This is a genomic window from Comamonas sp. JUb58 (assembly GCF_004364775.1).
Classification (GTDB): Bacteria; Pseudomonadota; Gammaproteobacteria; order Burkholderiales; family Burkholderiaceae_C; genus Comamonas.
This window is the reverse complement of the sequence record NZ_SOAL01000018.1, coordinates 72,276-86,221: the sequence shown is the minus strand read 5'-3', so window position 1 is coordinate 86,221 and position 13,946 is coordinate 72,276. Positions and strand designations below refer to the sequence as shown.

Here is a 13,946-nt window from a genome sequence, read left to right as displayed (position 1 = left end):
TGAAGGACTGAAAGAGGGCGCTTATCCGCGCTTGAACAGTTGAGCAACTTCCTCAGAACAGGTCTGAACCTGCTGGAATGCCCGCTATGCCTCAATTTTGAGCAGGTGGCGCATTTGGCTTAGGAATCAGCAGCTTGCCCTGCTTATCTACAAGATTCTTCACAGCTTTCCACAGTATTGTGCCCGTGCAATGGGGACAAAACGTTCCAGGCTCCTGGCACGTGCTTTTGCGCTATTTGTCTGCTTGACAGCCGTTCCGCGAGTGTTGGCTCACTTGGGCTGTGCCGCTCAAATGCCGCGATGGATGGCTGCAGCCGCCGACAGAACAGCGGCGCAAAAACCTGCGCAGGCAACAGCCTTGCCAAGGGCCTGCTGCCATGGAATCTCAGTAGACTCGGGGCTGGCGGCGCGGGCGTTTACTTATCTTCGCAGTCGGTACAGGGCGGGTGCAACATGGCTGCACTAGGATGCGGTCATTCTTTACATGCCGGTGCCGAGCAGGGAGTTTCGCCCGAGCCCGCTGTCATCTACCTCTACCGATTGCTGCCATGGACCATAACTCCAATAATTCAACCCGTCCCACCACCCCAACCTCAGGCGCGGCAGACGCCGGGCTGAGCACCGGTGCTGCAGCAGCACCCAAGCGGCGCAGCCGCTGGCTGGGCTCTACCATCGCCATCGTGCTGGTAGCAGGCTTGGCGGGCGGGGCCTGGTACCTGGTGCAGAGCAAGAAAACCCCGAGCGGCATGTCCGCTGGCGCACCTGGCATGGGTGGCCCACCCGGTGCAGGCGGCCCGCCCGGCATGGGCCCGGGTGCGATGCGCGCGATGGCGGTGACGGTGGGCAGCGCGGCGGCCAAGCGCCAAACCCTGCCGGTGACCTTGACAGCGATGGGCACGGTGGTTCCGACCACCACGGTGACCTTGACCACCCAGGTCTCGGGCATTCTGCGCGACGTGTTGTTTACCGAAGGCCAGATGGTCAAGAAGGGCCAGAAGCTGGCCCAGATCGACCCCCGCCCGTTTGAACAAGCGTTGCAACAGGCCAAGGGCCAGTTGGCGCGCGACCAGGCGCAGCTCGATGCAGCGCGCGTGACGCTGAAGCGCTACCAGACCCTGTGGGACCAGGATTCGATTGCCCGCCAGGACCTGGACACGCAGGCCGCGCTGGCCAAGCAGCTCGAAGGCACGGTGCTTACCGACCAGGCCCAGGTGCAAACCGCGCAGCTCAACCTGGGTTATGCCAGCATCAATTCGCCCATCGATGGCCGCATTGGTTTGCGCACGATGGACCCAGGCAACTACATCAGCGCCGGTGGCACCACCGGCATCGCCGTCATCACCAAGATCGCGCCGATTGATGTGAGCTTTACCGTGCCGCAGGACCATATCCCCTCGGTGCTGGGCGCGCAAAAGGCCGATGCCCGCCTGCCCGTGGCAGCGCTGGACCGCGCAGGCAACAAGACCCTGGCCCAGGGCGTGTTCCTGACCTTGGACAACCTGGTGGACACTGCCACAGGCACCGTCAAGGCCAAGGCCCGGTTCGACAACAGCGATGGCTCGCTTTTCCCCAACCAGTTTGTGAATACGCGCCTGACCTTGAAGGACGAGAGCGCGCTGGTGATACCGGTCACCGCCATCCGCACCGGCGGCAATGGCGACTTTGTCTACGTGATCAATGCCGACCGCAGCGTGACCCAGCGCACCGTCATCCGGGGTATGAGCACGGTTGAATGGGTGGCCATCAACTCCGGCCTGAAAGAGGGCGAGCTGGTGGTGACCGAGGGCGCCGACCGCTTGAAGGATGGCGCCGTGGTGGCCCTGCAAGGCGACACCCCCACCCAGGCCCATGGCGCCAGCAGCGGCCGGCGTGGCCCACGTGAAGGCGGCCCGCGCGAGGGCGGTGGACGCCGTGGCAATGGCGAAGGCCGTGGCGCCAATGGTGCGGCACCCGGCGGTGCGGCACCCGGCGGTGCTGCACCTGGTGCAGCGGCGGGCAATGGCGCGCCCGCCGGCGGTGGTGGTGGCGGCGGTGCAGCCGTTGAGCCCAATGCCGGCCAGCCCAGTGCTGCAGCCCCTGCGGTGAACCCGGACCAACCCGCCGCTGGCGCCAGTGGTTCTGGCGGTTCGGGTGGCTCGGGCGGAGCAACCCCTGCGACCGGCTCCGGCCAGACCACACCCGCGATCAAACCGGAGGACGTGCCCAAGGGCATGGCGCCAGCGGCCAGCACCGTGCAACCCGCCCAGCGCGCCAACCCATAAGGCGGGCTGAGCGATGAGTCCTTCCCGTCCCTTTATCCAGCGGCCGGTAGCGACGGCCTTGCTGATGCTGGCCATCGTGCTGACCGGTCTGGTGGGCTTTCGGCTGCTGCCGCTGTCGGCACTGCCCGAGGTGGATTACCCGACGATCCAGGTGCAGACCCTGTACCCCGGCGCCAGCCCCGAGGTGATGAGCCGCACGGTGAGCGCGCCGCTGGAGCGCCAGCTCGGCCAGATGTCCGGCCTGGACCGCATGGCATCGACCAGTGCGGCCGGTGTGTCCATCGTGACCTTGCAGTTCCAGCTGGGCTTGTCGCTGGATGTGGCCGAGCAGGAGGTGCAGGCAGCGATCAACGCCAGCAGTGCCTTGCTGCCGGCCGATCTGCCCGCACCCCCGATCTATGCCAAGGTGAACCCGGCCGACACGCCGGTGATGAGCCTGGCCATCACCTCCAAGGAGCTGCCGCTCACCGAGGTGCAGAACATCGTCAACACCCGCCTGGCGCAGAAGATCAGCCAGGTCGCGGGCGTCGGTCTGGTCAGCCTGGAAGGCGGGCAAAAGCCTGCGATGCGCATCCAGGCCAACACCCAGGCGCTGGCCGCCAATGGCATCACCTTGAGCAGCCTGCGCACTGCCATCAGCAATTCCAACTCCAACACCGCCAAGGGCAGTTTTGACGGCCCCAAGCGCTCCTACTCGATCAACAGCAACGACCAGCTGCTGACTGCGGACGACTACATGAACCTGGTGGTGTCCTGGAAGGACGGCGCACCGGTGCTGATGAAGGATGTGGCGCGTGTGGTGGCCAGTGCCGAGAACGACCGGCTCGCCGCCTGGGTTGATGAGACACCAGCCATTATCTTGAACGTGCAGCGCCAGCCCGGCGCCAATGTGATTGCCACGGTGGATGCGATCAAGCAGCGCCTGCCTGAGCTCACCGCGTCCCTGCCGGCCTCGGTCGAGGTCAAGGTGCTGACCGACCGCACCACCGGCATCCGCGCCTCGGTCGAGCATGTGCAGATGGAGCTGGCGCTGGCCGTGGTGATGGTGGTGCTGGTGATCTTCTTCTTCCTGCACAGCCTGCGTGCCACGGTGATTGCAAGCCTGGCCGTACCCATCTCGCTGATCGGCAGTTGCGGGGCCATGTACCTGCTGGGCTACAGCCTGAACAACCTGAGCCTGATGGCGCTGACGATTGCGACCGGCTTTGTCGTCGACGATGCGATCGTGATGATCGAGAACATTGCGCGCTACATCGAAGAGGGCGAGACGCCGATGGCTGCGGCCTTGAAGGGCGCCGCGCAGATCGGCTTCACCATCATCTCGCTGACCGTGTCGCTGATCGCGGTGCTGATTCCGCTGCTCTTCATGGGCGATATCGTCGGGCGCCTGTTCCGCGAGTTTGCGGTCACCCTGGCCATCACCATCCTGATCTCGGCGGTGGTGTCGCTCACCCTGGTGCCGATGATGTCGGCGCGCTGGCTCAAGCAAGAGGACACCAGCGCGCACACGCGTGGCTGGGCTTCTTCGGTGCAGCGCGGTTTTGACAAGGTGATCCACCACTACGACCGGGGCCTGCACTGGGTGTTTCGCCACCAGGCGCTGACCCTGGTCGTGGCGGTGGCTACCGTGGTGCTGACGGGGCTGCTCTACCTGGCCATTCCCAAGGGCTTGTTCCCGACGCAGGACACCGGCCAGCTGCAGGCCCAGATCGAGGCGGCGCAAGAGGTCTCCTTTGCCCGCATGAGCAATCTGCAGCAGCAGGCCGTGAGCGCCATCCTGCAGGACAAGGATGTGGCCTCGGTCAGCTCGGTGGTGGGGGTGGATGCCGCCAACAACACCATGCTCAACACCGGCAGCCTGTCGATCAACCTGACCCGGCCGCATGATGCGCAGGACGAGGTGATGCAGCGCCTGCGCGAGCGGGTGAGCCAGGTGGCAGGGGTGCGTATTTTCCTGCAGCCCTCGCAGGACCTGACCATCGACTCGCAGACCGGCCCCACCGAATACCGCCTGTCAATCGGCGGCGTGAACACCGACCAGGTCAATGACTGGACACAAAAGCTCGTCAGCCAGCTGCAGAACGTGGCCGAGGTGCGCAATGCCACCAGCGATGCCGGGCGCAAGGGCCTGTCGGCCTATGTGAATGTGGACCGCGATACCGCATCGCGCCTGGGCATCAGCGCCAGCAGCATCGATGACAGCTTGTACAGCGCCTTTGGCCAGCGCATTGTCTCGACCATCTTTACCGAGACCAACCAGTACCGCGTGATTCTGGAAGCGCAGCAAGAGCAGCTCAACAGCGTGCAGACCCTGGGCAACCTGGCCATCAATGCCAGCAGCACCGGTGCGACGCCGCTGTCGGCCATTGCCAAGATCGAGGAGCAGATGGCACCGCTGCAGGTGACCCGCGTGTCGCAGTACCCGGCTGCGACCTTGGGCTTTGACACAGCACCCGGCGTGTCGCTGGGCCATGCGGTGGATGCCATCAAGCAGGCGGCCAAGGATATTGGCATGCCCGCATCGCTGACCATGGAGTTCCTTGGCGCAGCAGCTGCCTACCAGAACTCGCTCACCAGCCAGCTGGTGCTGATTCTGGCGGCCCTGGTCTGCGTCTATATCGTGCTGGGCGTGCTGTACGAGAGCTATGTGCACCCGATGACGATTCTGTCCACCCTGCCGTCGGCGGGGGTGGGTGCCTTGCTGGCGCTGATGATCAGCGGCAACGACCTGGGCGTGATCGGCATCATCGGCATCATCTTGCTGATCGGCATCGTCAAGAAGAACGCGATCATGATGATCGACTTTGCGATCGATGCCGAGCGCAACCAGGGCATGGGGCCGCAAGAGGCCATCCACCAGGCGGCCTTGCTGCGCTTCCGTCCCATCTTGATGACGACCCTGGCCGCCTTGTTTGCCGCGCTGCCGCTGATGTTTGGCTGGGGCGAGGGCGCCGAGCTGCGTCGCCCATTGGGCCTGGCCATTTTTGGCGGGCTGATGCTGAGCCAGTTGTTGACTCTGTTCACCACGCCGGTGATCTACCTGGTGTTTGACCGCCTGGGCGCCCGCTTTGGCCGCCGCCAAGCCGGCAATGCGGATGGCAGCCATGCCGAGGTGCAGGCATGAACCTGTCCGAGCCCTTTGTCAAACGCCCGGTCGCGACGGTCCTGCTGACCATTGGCATGGCACTGGCGGGCATTGCCGCGTTCTTTGCGCTGCCGGTGGCGCCCTTGCCGCAGGTGGATTACCCGGTGATCTCGGTCAGCGCCAGCCTCTCGGGTGCGAGCCCGGAGAACATGGCCTCCAGTGTCGCCACGCCGCTGGAGCGCCACCTGGGCGTGATTGCCGGGGTCAACGAGATGACCTCGCGCAGCTCGACTGGCTCGGCCAATGTCACCTTGCAGTTTGACCTGAACCGCGATATCAATGGCGCCGCGCGCGAGGTGCAGGCCGCCATCAATGCCGCACGCACCGATCTGCCCTCGGACCTGCGCAGCAACCCCACCTACCGCAAGATGAACCCGTCGGATTCGCCGATCATCATCTTGGCGATGACCTCGCCCACGCGCACGCCTGGCGAGCTGTATGACGAGGTGTCCAATGTGGTGAGCCAGCGCATCTCCCAGGTCGATGGCGTGGGCGATGTGGAAATCGGCGGCGGCTCCTTGCCGGCGGTGCGGGTCGAGTTGCTGCCCCAGGCGCTGAGCCACTACGGCATTGCGACCGAGGATGTGCGCGCCGCCATCCAGGCCGCCAATGCCAACCGGCCCAAGGGCGCTATCGAAAGTGGCGGCAACCGCCTGCAGATCTACACCCCGGCGCCCGAGCGCAAGGCCAGCTGGTACCAGGGCCTGGTGGTGGGCTGGCGCGATGGCGCGGCCGTCCGGTTGGGCGATGTGGCGCGCGTTATCGACGGGCCGGCCAATGTCTACACCATGGGCCTGTTCAATGGCCAGCCGGCCATCCTGGTGCTGATCACGCGCCAGCCGGGCGCCAACATCATCAACACCGTGGACAACGTGCGAAAGCTGCTGCCCGAGCTGCAGGCCCAGCTGCCCAAGGATGTGAAGATCCAGGTCGCCAGCGACAGCACCAACTCCATCCGCTCGTCGCTGCATGAGATCGAGACCACCTTGCTGGTCTCGGTGATCCTGGTGGTGCTGGTGGTGGGGGCCTTTATCCGCAAGGCGCGCGCAACGGTGATTCCGGCCGTGGCCACCGTGGTGTCCTTGCTGGGCACCTTTGGCGTGATGTACCTGCTGGGCTTCAGCCTGAACAACCTGAGCCTGATGGCGCTGACGGTGGCCACCGGCTTTGTGGTTGATGACGCGATTGTGGTGCTGGAAAACACCAGCCGCCATATCGAGCAGGGCATGGACAAGATGGCCGCTGCCTTGCAGGGCGCGCGCGAAGTGGGCTTTACCGTGCTGTCGATCAGCCTGTCGCTGGTGGCGGTGTTCATACCGCTGCTGTTCATGGAAGGCCAGATCGGCCGCTTGTTCAAGGAATTCGCCGTGACCTTGTCGGTCGCGGTGATGATCTCGCTGGTCATCTCGCTGACCACGACGCCGATGATGTGCGCCTGGTTTCTGCGCAACGAGGATGCCATCGAGACGGCGCCGCGCAGCCGCTTTGCCCGCGCGCTGGAAAACGGCTATGGCTGGATGCTGCGCGTTTATGAGCGCTGCCTGGATTGGGCCTTGCATGCCAAGGCCGTGGTGATGCTGATCCTGGTGATCGTCATCGGCATGAACGGCTATTTGTTCATGCATGTGCAAAAGGGCTTTTTCCCGCAGCAGGACAACGGCCAGCTGGCTGGCGGCCTGCGTGCGGACCAGAGCATCTCGTCCACCGCGATGGCGGGCAAGCTCAAGGAGGCGCTGTCCATCATCCAGCAGGACCCGGCCATTGACACGGTGGTGGGCTTTGCTGGTGGCAGCCGCTCAGGCGGGGGTTTTGTGTTCATCAACCTCAAGCCGGTCAGCGAGCGCGATGTGACCAGCCTGCAGGTGGTGGCACGGCTGCGGCCGCAGCTGTCGCAGATCACCGGTCTGCGCGTGTTTCTGAACCCGGTGCAGGACTTGCGCATGGGCGGGCGCTCATCCAACTCGACCTACCAGTACACGATCAAGAGCGACAACACCGCCGACATGAAGAAATGGGCCACGCGCCTGGCCGAGCGCCTGAAAGAGGAGCCCTTGCTGCAGGACGTGGACACCGACCAGTCGGAGAGCGGCGTGGAGGTGTATGTGGAGGTGGACAAGCAGGCCGCAGCCCGCCTGGGGGTGAACTCCAAATCCATCAACAATGCGCTCTACAACGCCTTTGGCCAGCGGTCGGTGGCCACCATCTACAGCGACCTGAACCAGTACTCGGTGATCATGGAATGGGCGCCGGAATATACGCGCGGGCCACCAGCGCTGCAGGATATCTATGTGCCCTCCAACCTGAGCGGCACCGTGGGCACGGCGGCCAACCCGGCGCTGCGCAGCGCATCGACGGGCAGCGTGATCAGCACCAGCGTTTCAACCATGGTGCCGCTGTCGAGCTTTGCCAAGGTGATGGAGCGCCCCGCGCCCACCAGCGTGAACCACCAGGACGGTGAGCTGTCGACGACGATCTCGTTCAACCTGGACGATGGCGTGGCGCTGAGCGAAGCCCAGCAAGTAATTGCCCAGGCCGAGGCCGATATCGCCATGCCGATCAATGTGCGCGGCAGCTTCCAGGGCACGGCGCTGAGTTTTCAGAAATCGCAGAACCAGCAGCTCTACCTGATCCTGGCCGCGATCGTGGTGATCTACATCGTGCTGGGCATGCTCTATGAAAGCCTGGTGCACCCGGTCACCGTGCTGTCCACCCTGCCATCGGCTGGTGTGGGTGCGGTGATTGCACTGATGCTGTTCAACATGCAGTTCACGGTGATTGCGCTGATCGGGGTGTTCTTGCTGATTGGCATCGTGAAGAAAAATGCCATTTTGATCATCGACTTTGCGCTGGAGGCTGAGCGATCGCGGGGCCTGTCCGCCATCGACGCGGTGCGCGAGGCCTGCCTGCTGCGCTTCCGCCCCATCTTGATGACCACCTTGGCGGCCGCGCTGGGTGCCTTGCCACTGGCCATTGGCTTTGGTCAGGGCTCGGAGCTGCGCCAGCCGCTGGGCATCGCCATCATCGGTGGCCTGCTGGCCAGCCAAGTGCTGACCCTGGTCACCACCCCGGTGGTCTATGTGCTGCTGGATAAGCTGCGCCGCCGCGCGCCCAACGAGCGCGACCTGGGCCGTGCCTCGAATGACGGCATGCCCACCTTGGAACACTGATACGCCATGACGCCATCTTTTGTCTTTTCTTACTCTCTTCGTGCGGCCCGGCCTGTGCCCTTGCTGCGCAGCCTGGCGCTGGCACTGTGCTGCGCCGGCCTCTTGAGCGCCTGCTCGGTGGCCCCCGTCTATGAGGTGCCGACCACCCCGGCACCGGCCAGCTTCAAGGAAGCCGGCGCGCTGTGGCAAAGCGCCCAGCCTAACGATGCGGTGGATCGCGGCGACTGGTGGACGCTGTTTGCGGACGATCAGCTCAACCGGCTCGCTGCCCAGGTGCAGGTGCACAACCAGAACATTGCAGCGGCCGCAGCCGCCGTGCAGCAAGCCCAGGCGGCGCTGCGGGTGGAGCAGGCCGGCTTGCTGCCCTCCGTCAACGGCACCCTGGGCCAAACGCGCCAGGGCGGTGGCCAATCCAATGGCAGCGGCAGTGCCTCGCTGGGCATCAGCGCTGGCTGGGATGCCGACCTCTGGGGCCGCCTGCGCGAATCGGTCAGTGCGGCGCAAAGCAGCGCCCACGCCAGCGAGGCGGATCTGGCCGCTGCACGCCTGTCGGCCGTGGGCAGCCTGGTGCAGAGCTATTTCCGACTGCGCGAGGCCGATGCCGAGATGCAGATCCTGCAGCAGTCGATCGAGGGCTACCAGCGCAGCCTGCGGATTGCCCAGAACCGCTACGACGTGGGCGTGGAAGCGCGCACCGCGGTGCTGCAGGCACAGACCACCTTGACGACCACTCAGGCCAGTGTGGAATCGCTGCGCCAGTCGCGCCAGACCTATGAGCATGCGATTGCGGTGCTGACCGGCCAGGCGCCAGCGCAGTTTGACCTGCCACCCGCCGCCTGGAATGTGACCGTGCCCGAGATCCCCGGCGTGGTGCCCTCCACCCTGCTGGAGCGCCGGCCCGATATTGCCGCCGCCGAGCGTGCGGTGGCGGCGGCCAATGCCCAGATCGGCGTGGCCCAGGCGGCCTATTACCCGAGCCTGAGCCTGAGCGGCTCGCTCAACCGTTCTGGCTCCAACCTGGGCAATCTGTTCAGCGCCTCGGGCCTGCTGTGGTCCTTGGGTGCATCGCTGAGCCAGAGCATTTTCAACGCCGGTGCCACCACCGCACAGGTTGATTCCGCCCGCGCTGCGCATGCGGCCCGAACCGCGAGCTACCGCCAGTCAGTGCTGTCCGCCTTCCAGGCGGTGGAGGATGTGCTGAGCAATGTAGCCGCCCTCAATGCCCAGAAGCCGCTGCTGCAGCAAAGCCTTGATTCGGCGGAAAAGGTGGAGCAGCAAATGCTGAACCGCTACCAGCAAGGCCAGGTGCCGTACACCGATGTGGTCACCGCCCAGGCCACGGCTCTGTCGGCGCGCCGCTCGCTGATCCAGCTGCAGCTGAACCAGCAACTGGCGGCGGCCCAGCTCATCCAGGAGCTGGGTGGCGGCTGGCACGCCGCTTGGATGAAGCCGGGCGCTTAAAGCTCAAGCAAAGGCTTAGTGCAGATGGGGCAAGAAATTGCGCCCCGTCCGCTGCACAAACTGCGCATAGCTCATCGGCGCGCCCAGCTGCGCATCGCCCTGGTTGGGCAGCACCCAGGCCCAGGCGCGCTGCTGCTGCTCATCAAATACCAGCTTGTACAAATGGCTGGGCACCCAGACCTGGTTGCGGCCAATGGTGGGGGTGTGGCCTTCAAACAGCGGCCCCGTGTAGACAAACACATTGCCGCTGGCGCGCTTGGCGTATTTGCGCACATCTGCTTCCAGCTTGGACCAGACCTGGCGGTTGTTCGTAGGGTCCTGCGGCACCATGTTGGACAGCGCAAAGGACTGCGCCATGCCGGTGGCAGTGCTTTGGTCCGCCGCCGGCGCCATATGGCCCCGGTCATAGCCGCTCGCCTGGTAATCGGACAGCTCGGCCTTGTAGGCGGCGCGCAGGCGCGCATCGGCATAGAAGTGGTCGGTACGCGGCAAGCCTGCTGCGCTTTGCAGCCGCTGGCGGCTCAGGCGTTCTACCGTGACGATCGGCGTCTTGGACAAGCCCGAATACAGCACCGCAAACCCGGTGGAGCACAGAGTGACCGGCATCCAGTTGCGCCCCACGCTGGCGGCACTGAGCGGCGCGCTGGCGGGCAGTTGCTCGGCGCAGTCGGCAAAGCCTTCGCGGCCTTTGTCGTTGTTGGTCTGGCTGGAGGGGGCTTGGGCGCTGGGCGCTGAGGGAGCGCTCGCGTGGCCGGTATCTGGTGCACCCCCTCGGCTTTGCCGGGCAATCTCCGTAAACCGGTTCTGCCAGTCTGCCGCAGTGGCCTGGATCCCGTCGACCCAGTGCTGCACCGTTTGCACTGGCGCTTGGCGCTGCAGCCACTGCGTGCTGCCGCTGATGGCCCATTGGCGAATGTGGTCGAGCTGCGGCACATAGGTCGCAGACGTGATGGCCGCGACCGCGCTGTAAGCCGCAATCGCCCCTTTGCCCACAAGACCACGCAAAAAGCCGCGCAACAGACCGGGCGCGGCTTTGGAGGCTTTTTTGTTTTTGGAAGGACGCTTGGCGGAACGGGGAGGAGGGCAGGCCATGAACTACAACAACCGGGACATGCCGACGGCAGCCAGCATAGCAAGACAACCGCCGTATTGTGGCTCAAATTGCTACCTCTCTACCAAATTTGCTATGAATTTTTAAGCTAACTATCTAGATATTTGAATGGCTTGTGGCTATCTGGTGTAGGTGGCTGTGAAAAGCGATACTGTATAAAAATATGGCAAATATTGCGCTGTAGCAAAAACGAGTGCAGGACGGGGCTTGCAAGCTGGCGAGCCGCCGTCCCACAGCCTGGCCAGCAAAGGTCTGGGATCGGCAAAAAACAGTTTCTTCACGAATAGCAAACAACTGCAAACTGATAGTTATTGTTAACCACAAATAGATTTAATCGAATATCATATAGCTATCAATTATAGCTAAGTGTTAGCGCAGAGTTAATCGCGGTCACCGTTTTGCTAATACCGCCTGTTTTCCCTGGTAATGGGGCAGGTGTATTAACAGTGGGCCAGGTAATGGGTGGTAATGGTATTTGCCACCTCTAATTCGCAAAGACAATATTTACTCAATGTACACCCCTGTCTACGTGTATTTGTCGTCAGAGCCGTTTTCGAAGATAAAACTCAGGCCCACCAGCCATTTCGGTGTGTACAGAACGGATCCCATCAAACTGGTGGTCAATGAAACCACGGTAGCCACCTACCAGTACGTGCGGCTGGACCGGGTCTTCAACAAGATTTTTATCTACGATATCCATTTGCGCCGCGATGTTGGCAGCCTGGGGCTGGGCCAGTTCTATGACGAGCAAATGGGTGGGCGTGGCAAGTTGGGTGGTGATGAGTAATAACTGCTCTCTTGGATGCCTATGACGGGCGATTCCAATAATCGCATGGTTTAGCGCCATTGCGTATCTCTCCAGCCTTCTTCTCTGCAGCTTGATCGCTTAATCGGCCTATGTCCCAGACCAGGATTGCATATCTCCCTTTGTGCGACTGAAAACGGAACTAGGGATCCTCTGCCAAACCCTCGCCAAGCGGGATGGACACGGATCGGGATCAGACGCAAGGCGTCTTTTGCAGTAAATAGCCGTAGCTATTCACAAGGAAGACAACGCAGCGGATCGCCCGAATCCGCGTTCAGACCACGGCATGGAGTTTTGCAGAGGGTCCCTAGGTTTGGCGATAGGGGGCTTTGGATGCAAGCCTCGCGTCCCATCACGCATCCCGCGCCCTCAGGGGTGCCTGCATCCAGCTGTTCGACAGATCCAGCGCAGGGATCGAACGTATTAAGCGACTGGCGGCGTCTCCGCAATCGGCGTAGAGCATGCTCGCTTATAAGTAAATGGCTTAGAAATATTCAATCATAAAAGAAACTTCTTATAACACTTTTGAGCTATAGGTGTGACAATGTGTTTCTTTTGTGATCTTGGCCAAGTGCCTGCGATGCGGCGGTAGTCCTGTCCAGTTGCGAAATCCCTCGAGTTCTATCCCTCTAAATCACCCATCGCAATGAAAAAGCAACTCTTGGCCTTTGCGGCTGCGGCCTGTGCACTGTCTTCTTTTGCGCAAACGGTGCCGACCCTGTCCTGCTCCAGCCTTGTGTCGGAGCTCAATACCGGCACACTGAATGGCTCGAAGCTGGGTACTTCTCAGCTTGATCCGATTTGGAGTCAGTTTCAGGAGTACAGCAATTCGCCACAAACGCCCCCGCCTAACAGTGTCAGTTGGGTGCAGGCGCGGACGACGGTGGCGGTAGATCCGAATTGGGCTAGTTTCAACGATGCGCAGTGGCTCAGTCCGGGTCAGGGGGCATCTGGCAACCAGTCGGCATTCGGCAACTGGTGGCCGCGTCCCAACCCCAGTTTGACGCCGTACAACAACCACTATCGGGTTCAGTTCAACCTGTCTCCCGAAGTCCCACCATCTGCCTTGCGCATTGAGATGGAATACATGGGCGATGACGTGGCCAATGCGGCCTACGTCAATGGCACAGCGGTTGCTCCGTTTTCAGGAAACGGATTTGGCGGCGGTGTGTACACCACACTCAACACTGGCTGGGTCTCTGGCCTTAATACGCTGGTGTTCCGGACGGCAGATACCGGCTGGGCTGCAGGCTTTCTGGCGCGTGCCCGCACTGCCGGGGAGTCGGTCTGCTCGGTATCACCGATCAGTGTGACCAAGACGGCGGACAAGGCCAGCTATGTGCCGGGCGATGCCATCAACTACAGCGTGACGGTGACCAGCCAGGGCCTGGTAGATGCTACTGGCTTGAGCTTGGCGGATGCAGTGCCTGCCGGTGTGGCCAACCCGGTCTGGTCCTGCGTGGCTGGCGCGGGTACGGCGGTGTGTCCTAGCCCGATCTCCTCCAATGTTGTGTTTGATCTGCCAGCGCAATCCAGCCTGGTATTTAGCTTGTCAGGCACGGTCACGGGCCGCGATAGCCTCGACAATACAGCAACGATCACCCCGGGCACTGGTGGTGTGTGTTCTGTCACGACCGGCTGCTCCGCCAGTGTGAGCCCGAGCTACACAGCTGCGCCACCTGTGGCGCAGGCCGTGCCTGGATTGGGTGCGGGTGCACTGGCAGCGCTCACAGCGTCTGTTGGTCTGTTGGCCTGGCGGCGCAAAAAGGACAAGCGTATGGCTGCTGAAAATTAAGCAGCCTCCCGCGCCATTAAGTTTGGTTCAAGCCCTCCTTCTGAGGGCTTTTTGCTGCGCTGGTGGTGCAGGGTGCTAGGCATTGGTAATGCTGCCTTTTGGCTCGTTTGTGCGCAGCGATTAGCTCGTCTCTGTCCGTAGACGCACACAGCAGTTTCTATAGCTTCAGGGTGCACTGATCGTGATGGCTGCAATTTGGCG

Annotated in this window: 7 protein-coding genes; 6 read left to right on the top strand and 1 reads right to left on the bottom strand. The window is 62.7% G+C overall.

Annotated features, from left to right (window positions below; all coding sequences use genetic code 11):
- Nucleotides 1-548 precede the first annotated feature (548 nt).
- The 4 genes from EDF71_RS18800 to EDF71_RS18785 are packed head-to-tail and all read left to right on the top strand — an operon-like array spanning nt 549 to nt 10,034.
- On the top strand, nt 549-2,261 hold the full coding sequence (locus EDF71_RS18800; RefSeq protein WP_133858085.1) for an efflux RND transporter periplasmic adaptor subunit: 1,713 nt from the start codon (nt 549-551) through the stop codon (nt 2,259-2,261).
- 13 nt (nt 2,262-2,274) lie between these two features.
- Nucleotides 2,275-5,385 (top strand): efflux RND transporter permease subunit, encoded by a 3,111-nt coding sequence (locus tag EDF71_RS18795; RefSeq protein WP_133858084.1) that lies wholly within the window; start codon nt 2,275-2,277, stop codon nt 5,383-5,385.
- The gene (locus EDF71_RS18790) at nt 5,382-8,573 is read left to right on the top strand and encodes an efflux RND transporter permease subunit (RefSeq protein WP_133858083.1); all 3,192 of its coding nucleotides are present in this window, start codon (nt 5,382-5,384) and stop codon (nt 8,571-8,573) included. The genes EDF71_RS18795 and EDF71_RS18790 overlap by 4 nt, the downstream gene beginning before the upstream one ends.
- Nucleotides 8,574-8,579: 6 nt before the next feature.
- Nucleotides 8,580-10,034, top strand: coding sequence for an efflux transporter outer membrane subunit (locus EDF71_RS18785; RefSeq protein ID WP_133858082.1), 1,455 nt, complete (start codon nt 8,580-8,582; stop codon nt 10,032-10,034).
- Nucleotides 10,035-10,049: 15 nt separating this feature from the next.
- Here the strand turns inward: EDF71_RS18785 and EDF71_RS25305 are convergent, their stop codons facing one another.
- Nucleotides 10,050-11,039, bottom strand: coding sequence for a DNA/RNA non-specific endonuclease (locus EDF71_RS25305; RefSeq protein ID WP_208301089.1), 990 nt, complete (start codon nt 11,037-11,039; stop codon nt 10,050-10,052).
- A 695-nt stretch (nt 11,040-11,734) separates the two neighbouring features.
- Between EDF71_RS25305 and EDF71_RS18775 the strand changes: the two genes are divergently transcribed.
- Both EDF71_RS18775 and EDF71_RS18770 read left to right on the top strand, forming a co-directional pair.
- On the top strand, nt 11,735-11,932 hold the full coding sequence (locus tag EDF71_RS18775; protein WP_133858081.1) for a hypothetical protein: 198 nt from the start codon (nt 11,735-11,737) through the stop codon (nt 11,930-11,932).
- A 664-nt stretch (nt 11,933-12,596) separates the two neighbouring features.
- Nucleotides 12,597-13,745 (top strand): DUF11 domain-containing protein, encoded by a 1,149-nt coding sequence (locus EDF71_RS18770; RefSeq protein ID WP_133858080.1) that lies wholly within the window; start codon nt 12,597-12,599, stop codon nt 13,743-13,745.
- Nucleotides 13,746-13,946: the final 201 nt, after the last annotated feature.

Coding starts and splice junctions, on each gene's coding strand:
- EDF71_RS18800 (WP_133858085.1), top strand. CDS start 549: ATGGACCATAACTCCAATAATTCAACCCGTCCCACCACCCCAACCTCA.
- EDF71_RS18795 (WP_133858084.1), top strand. CDS start 2,275: ATGAGTCCTTCCCGTCCCTTTATCCAGCGGCCGGTAGCGACGGCCTTG.
- EDF71_RS18790 (WP_133858083.1), top strand. CDS start 5,382: ATGAACCTGTCCGAGCCCTTTGTCAAACGCCCGGTCGCGACGGTCCTG.
- EDF71_RS18785 (WP_133858082.1), top strand. CDS start 8,580: ATGACGCCATCTTTTGTCTTTTCTTACTCTCTTCGTGCGGCCCGGCCT.
- EDF71_RS18770 (WP_133858080.1), top strand. CDS start 12,597: ATGAAAAAGCAACTCTTGGCCTTTGCGGCTGCGGCCTGTGCACTGTCT.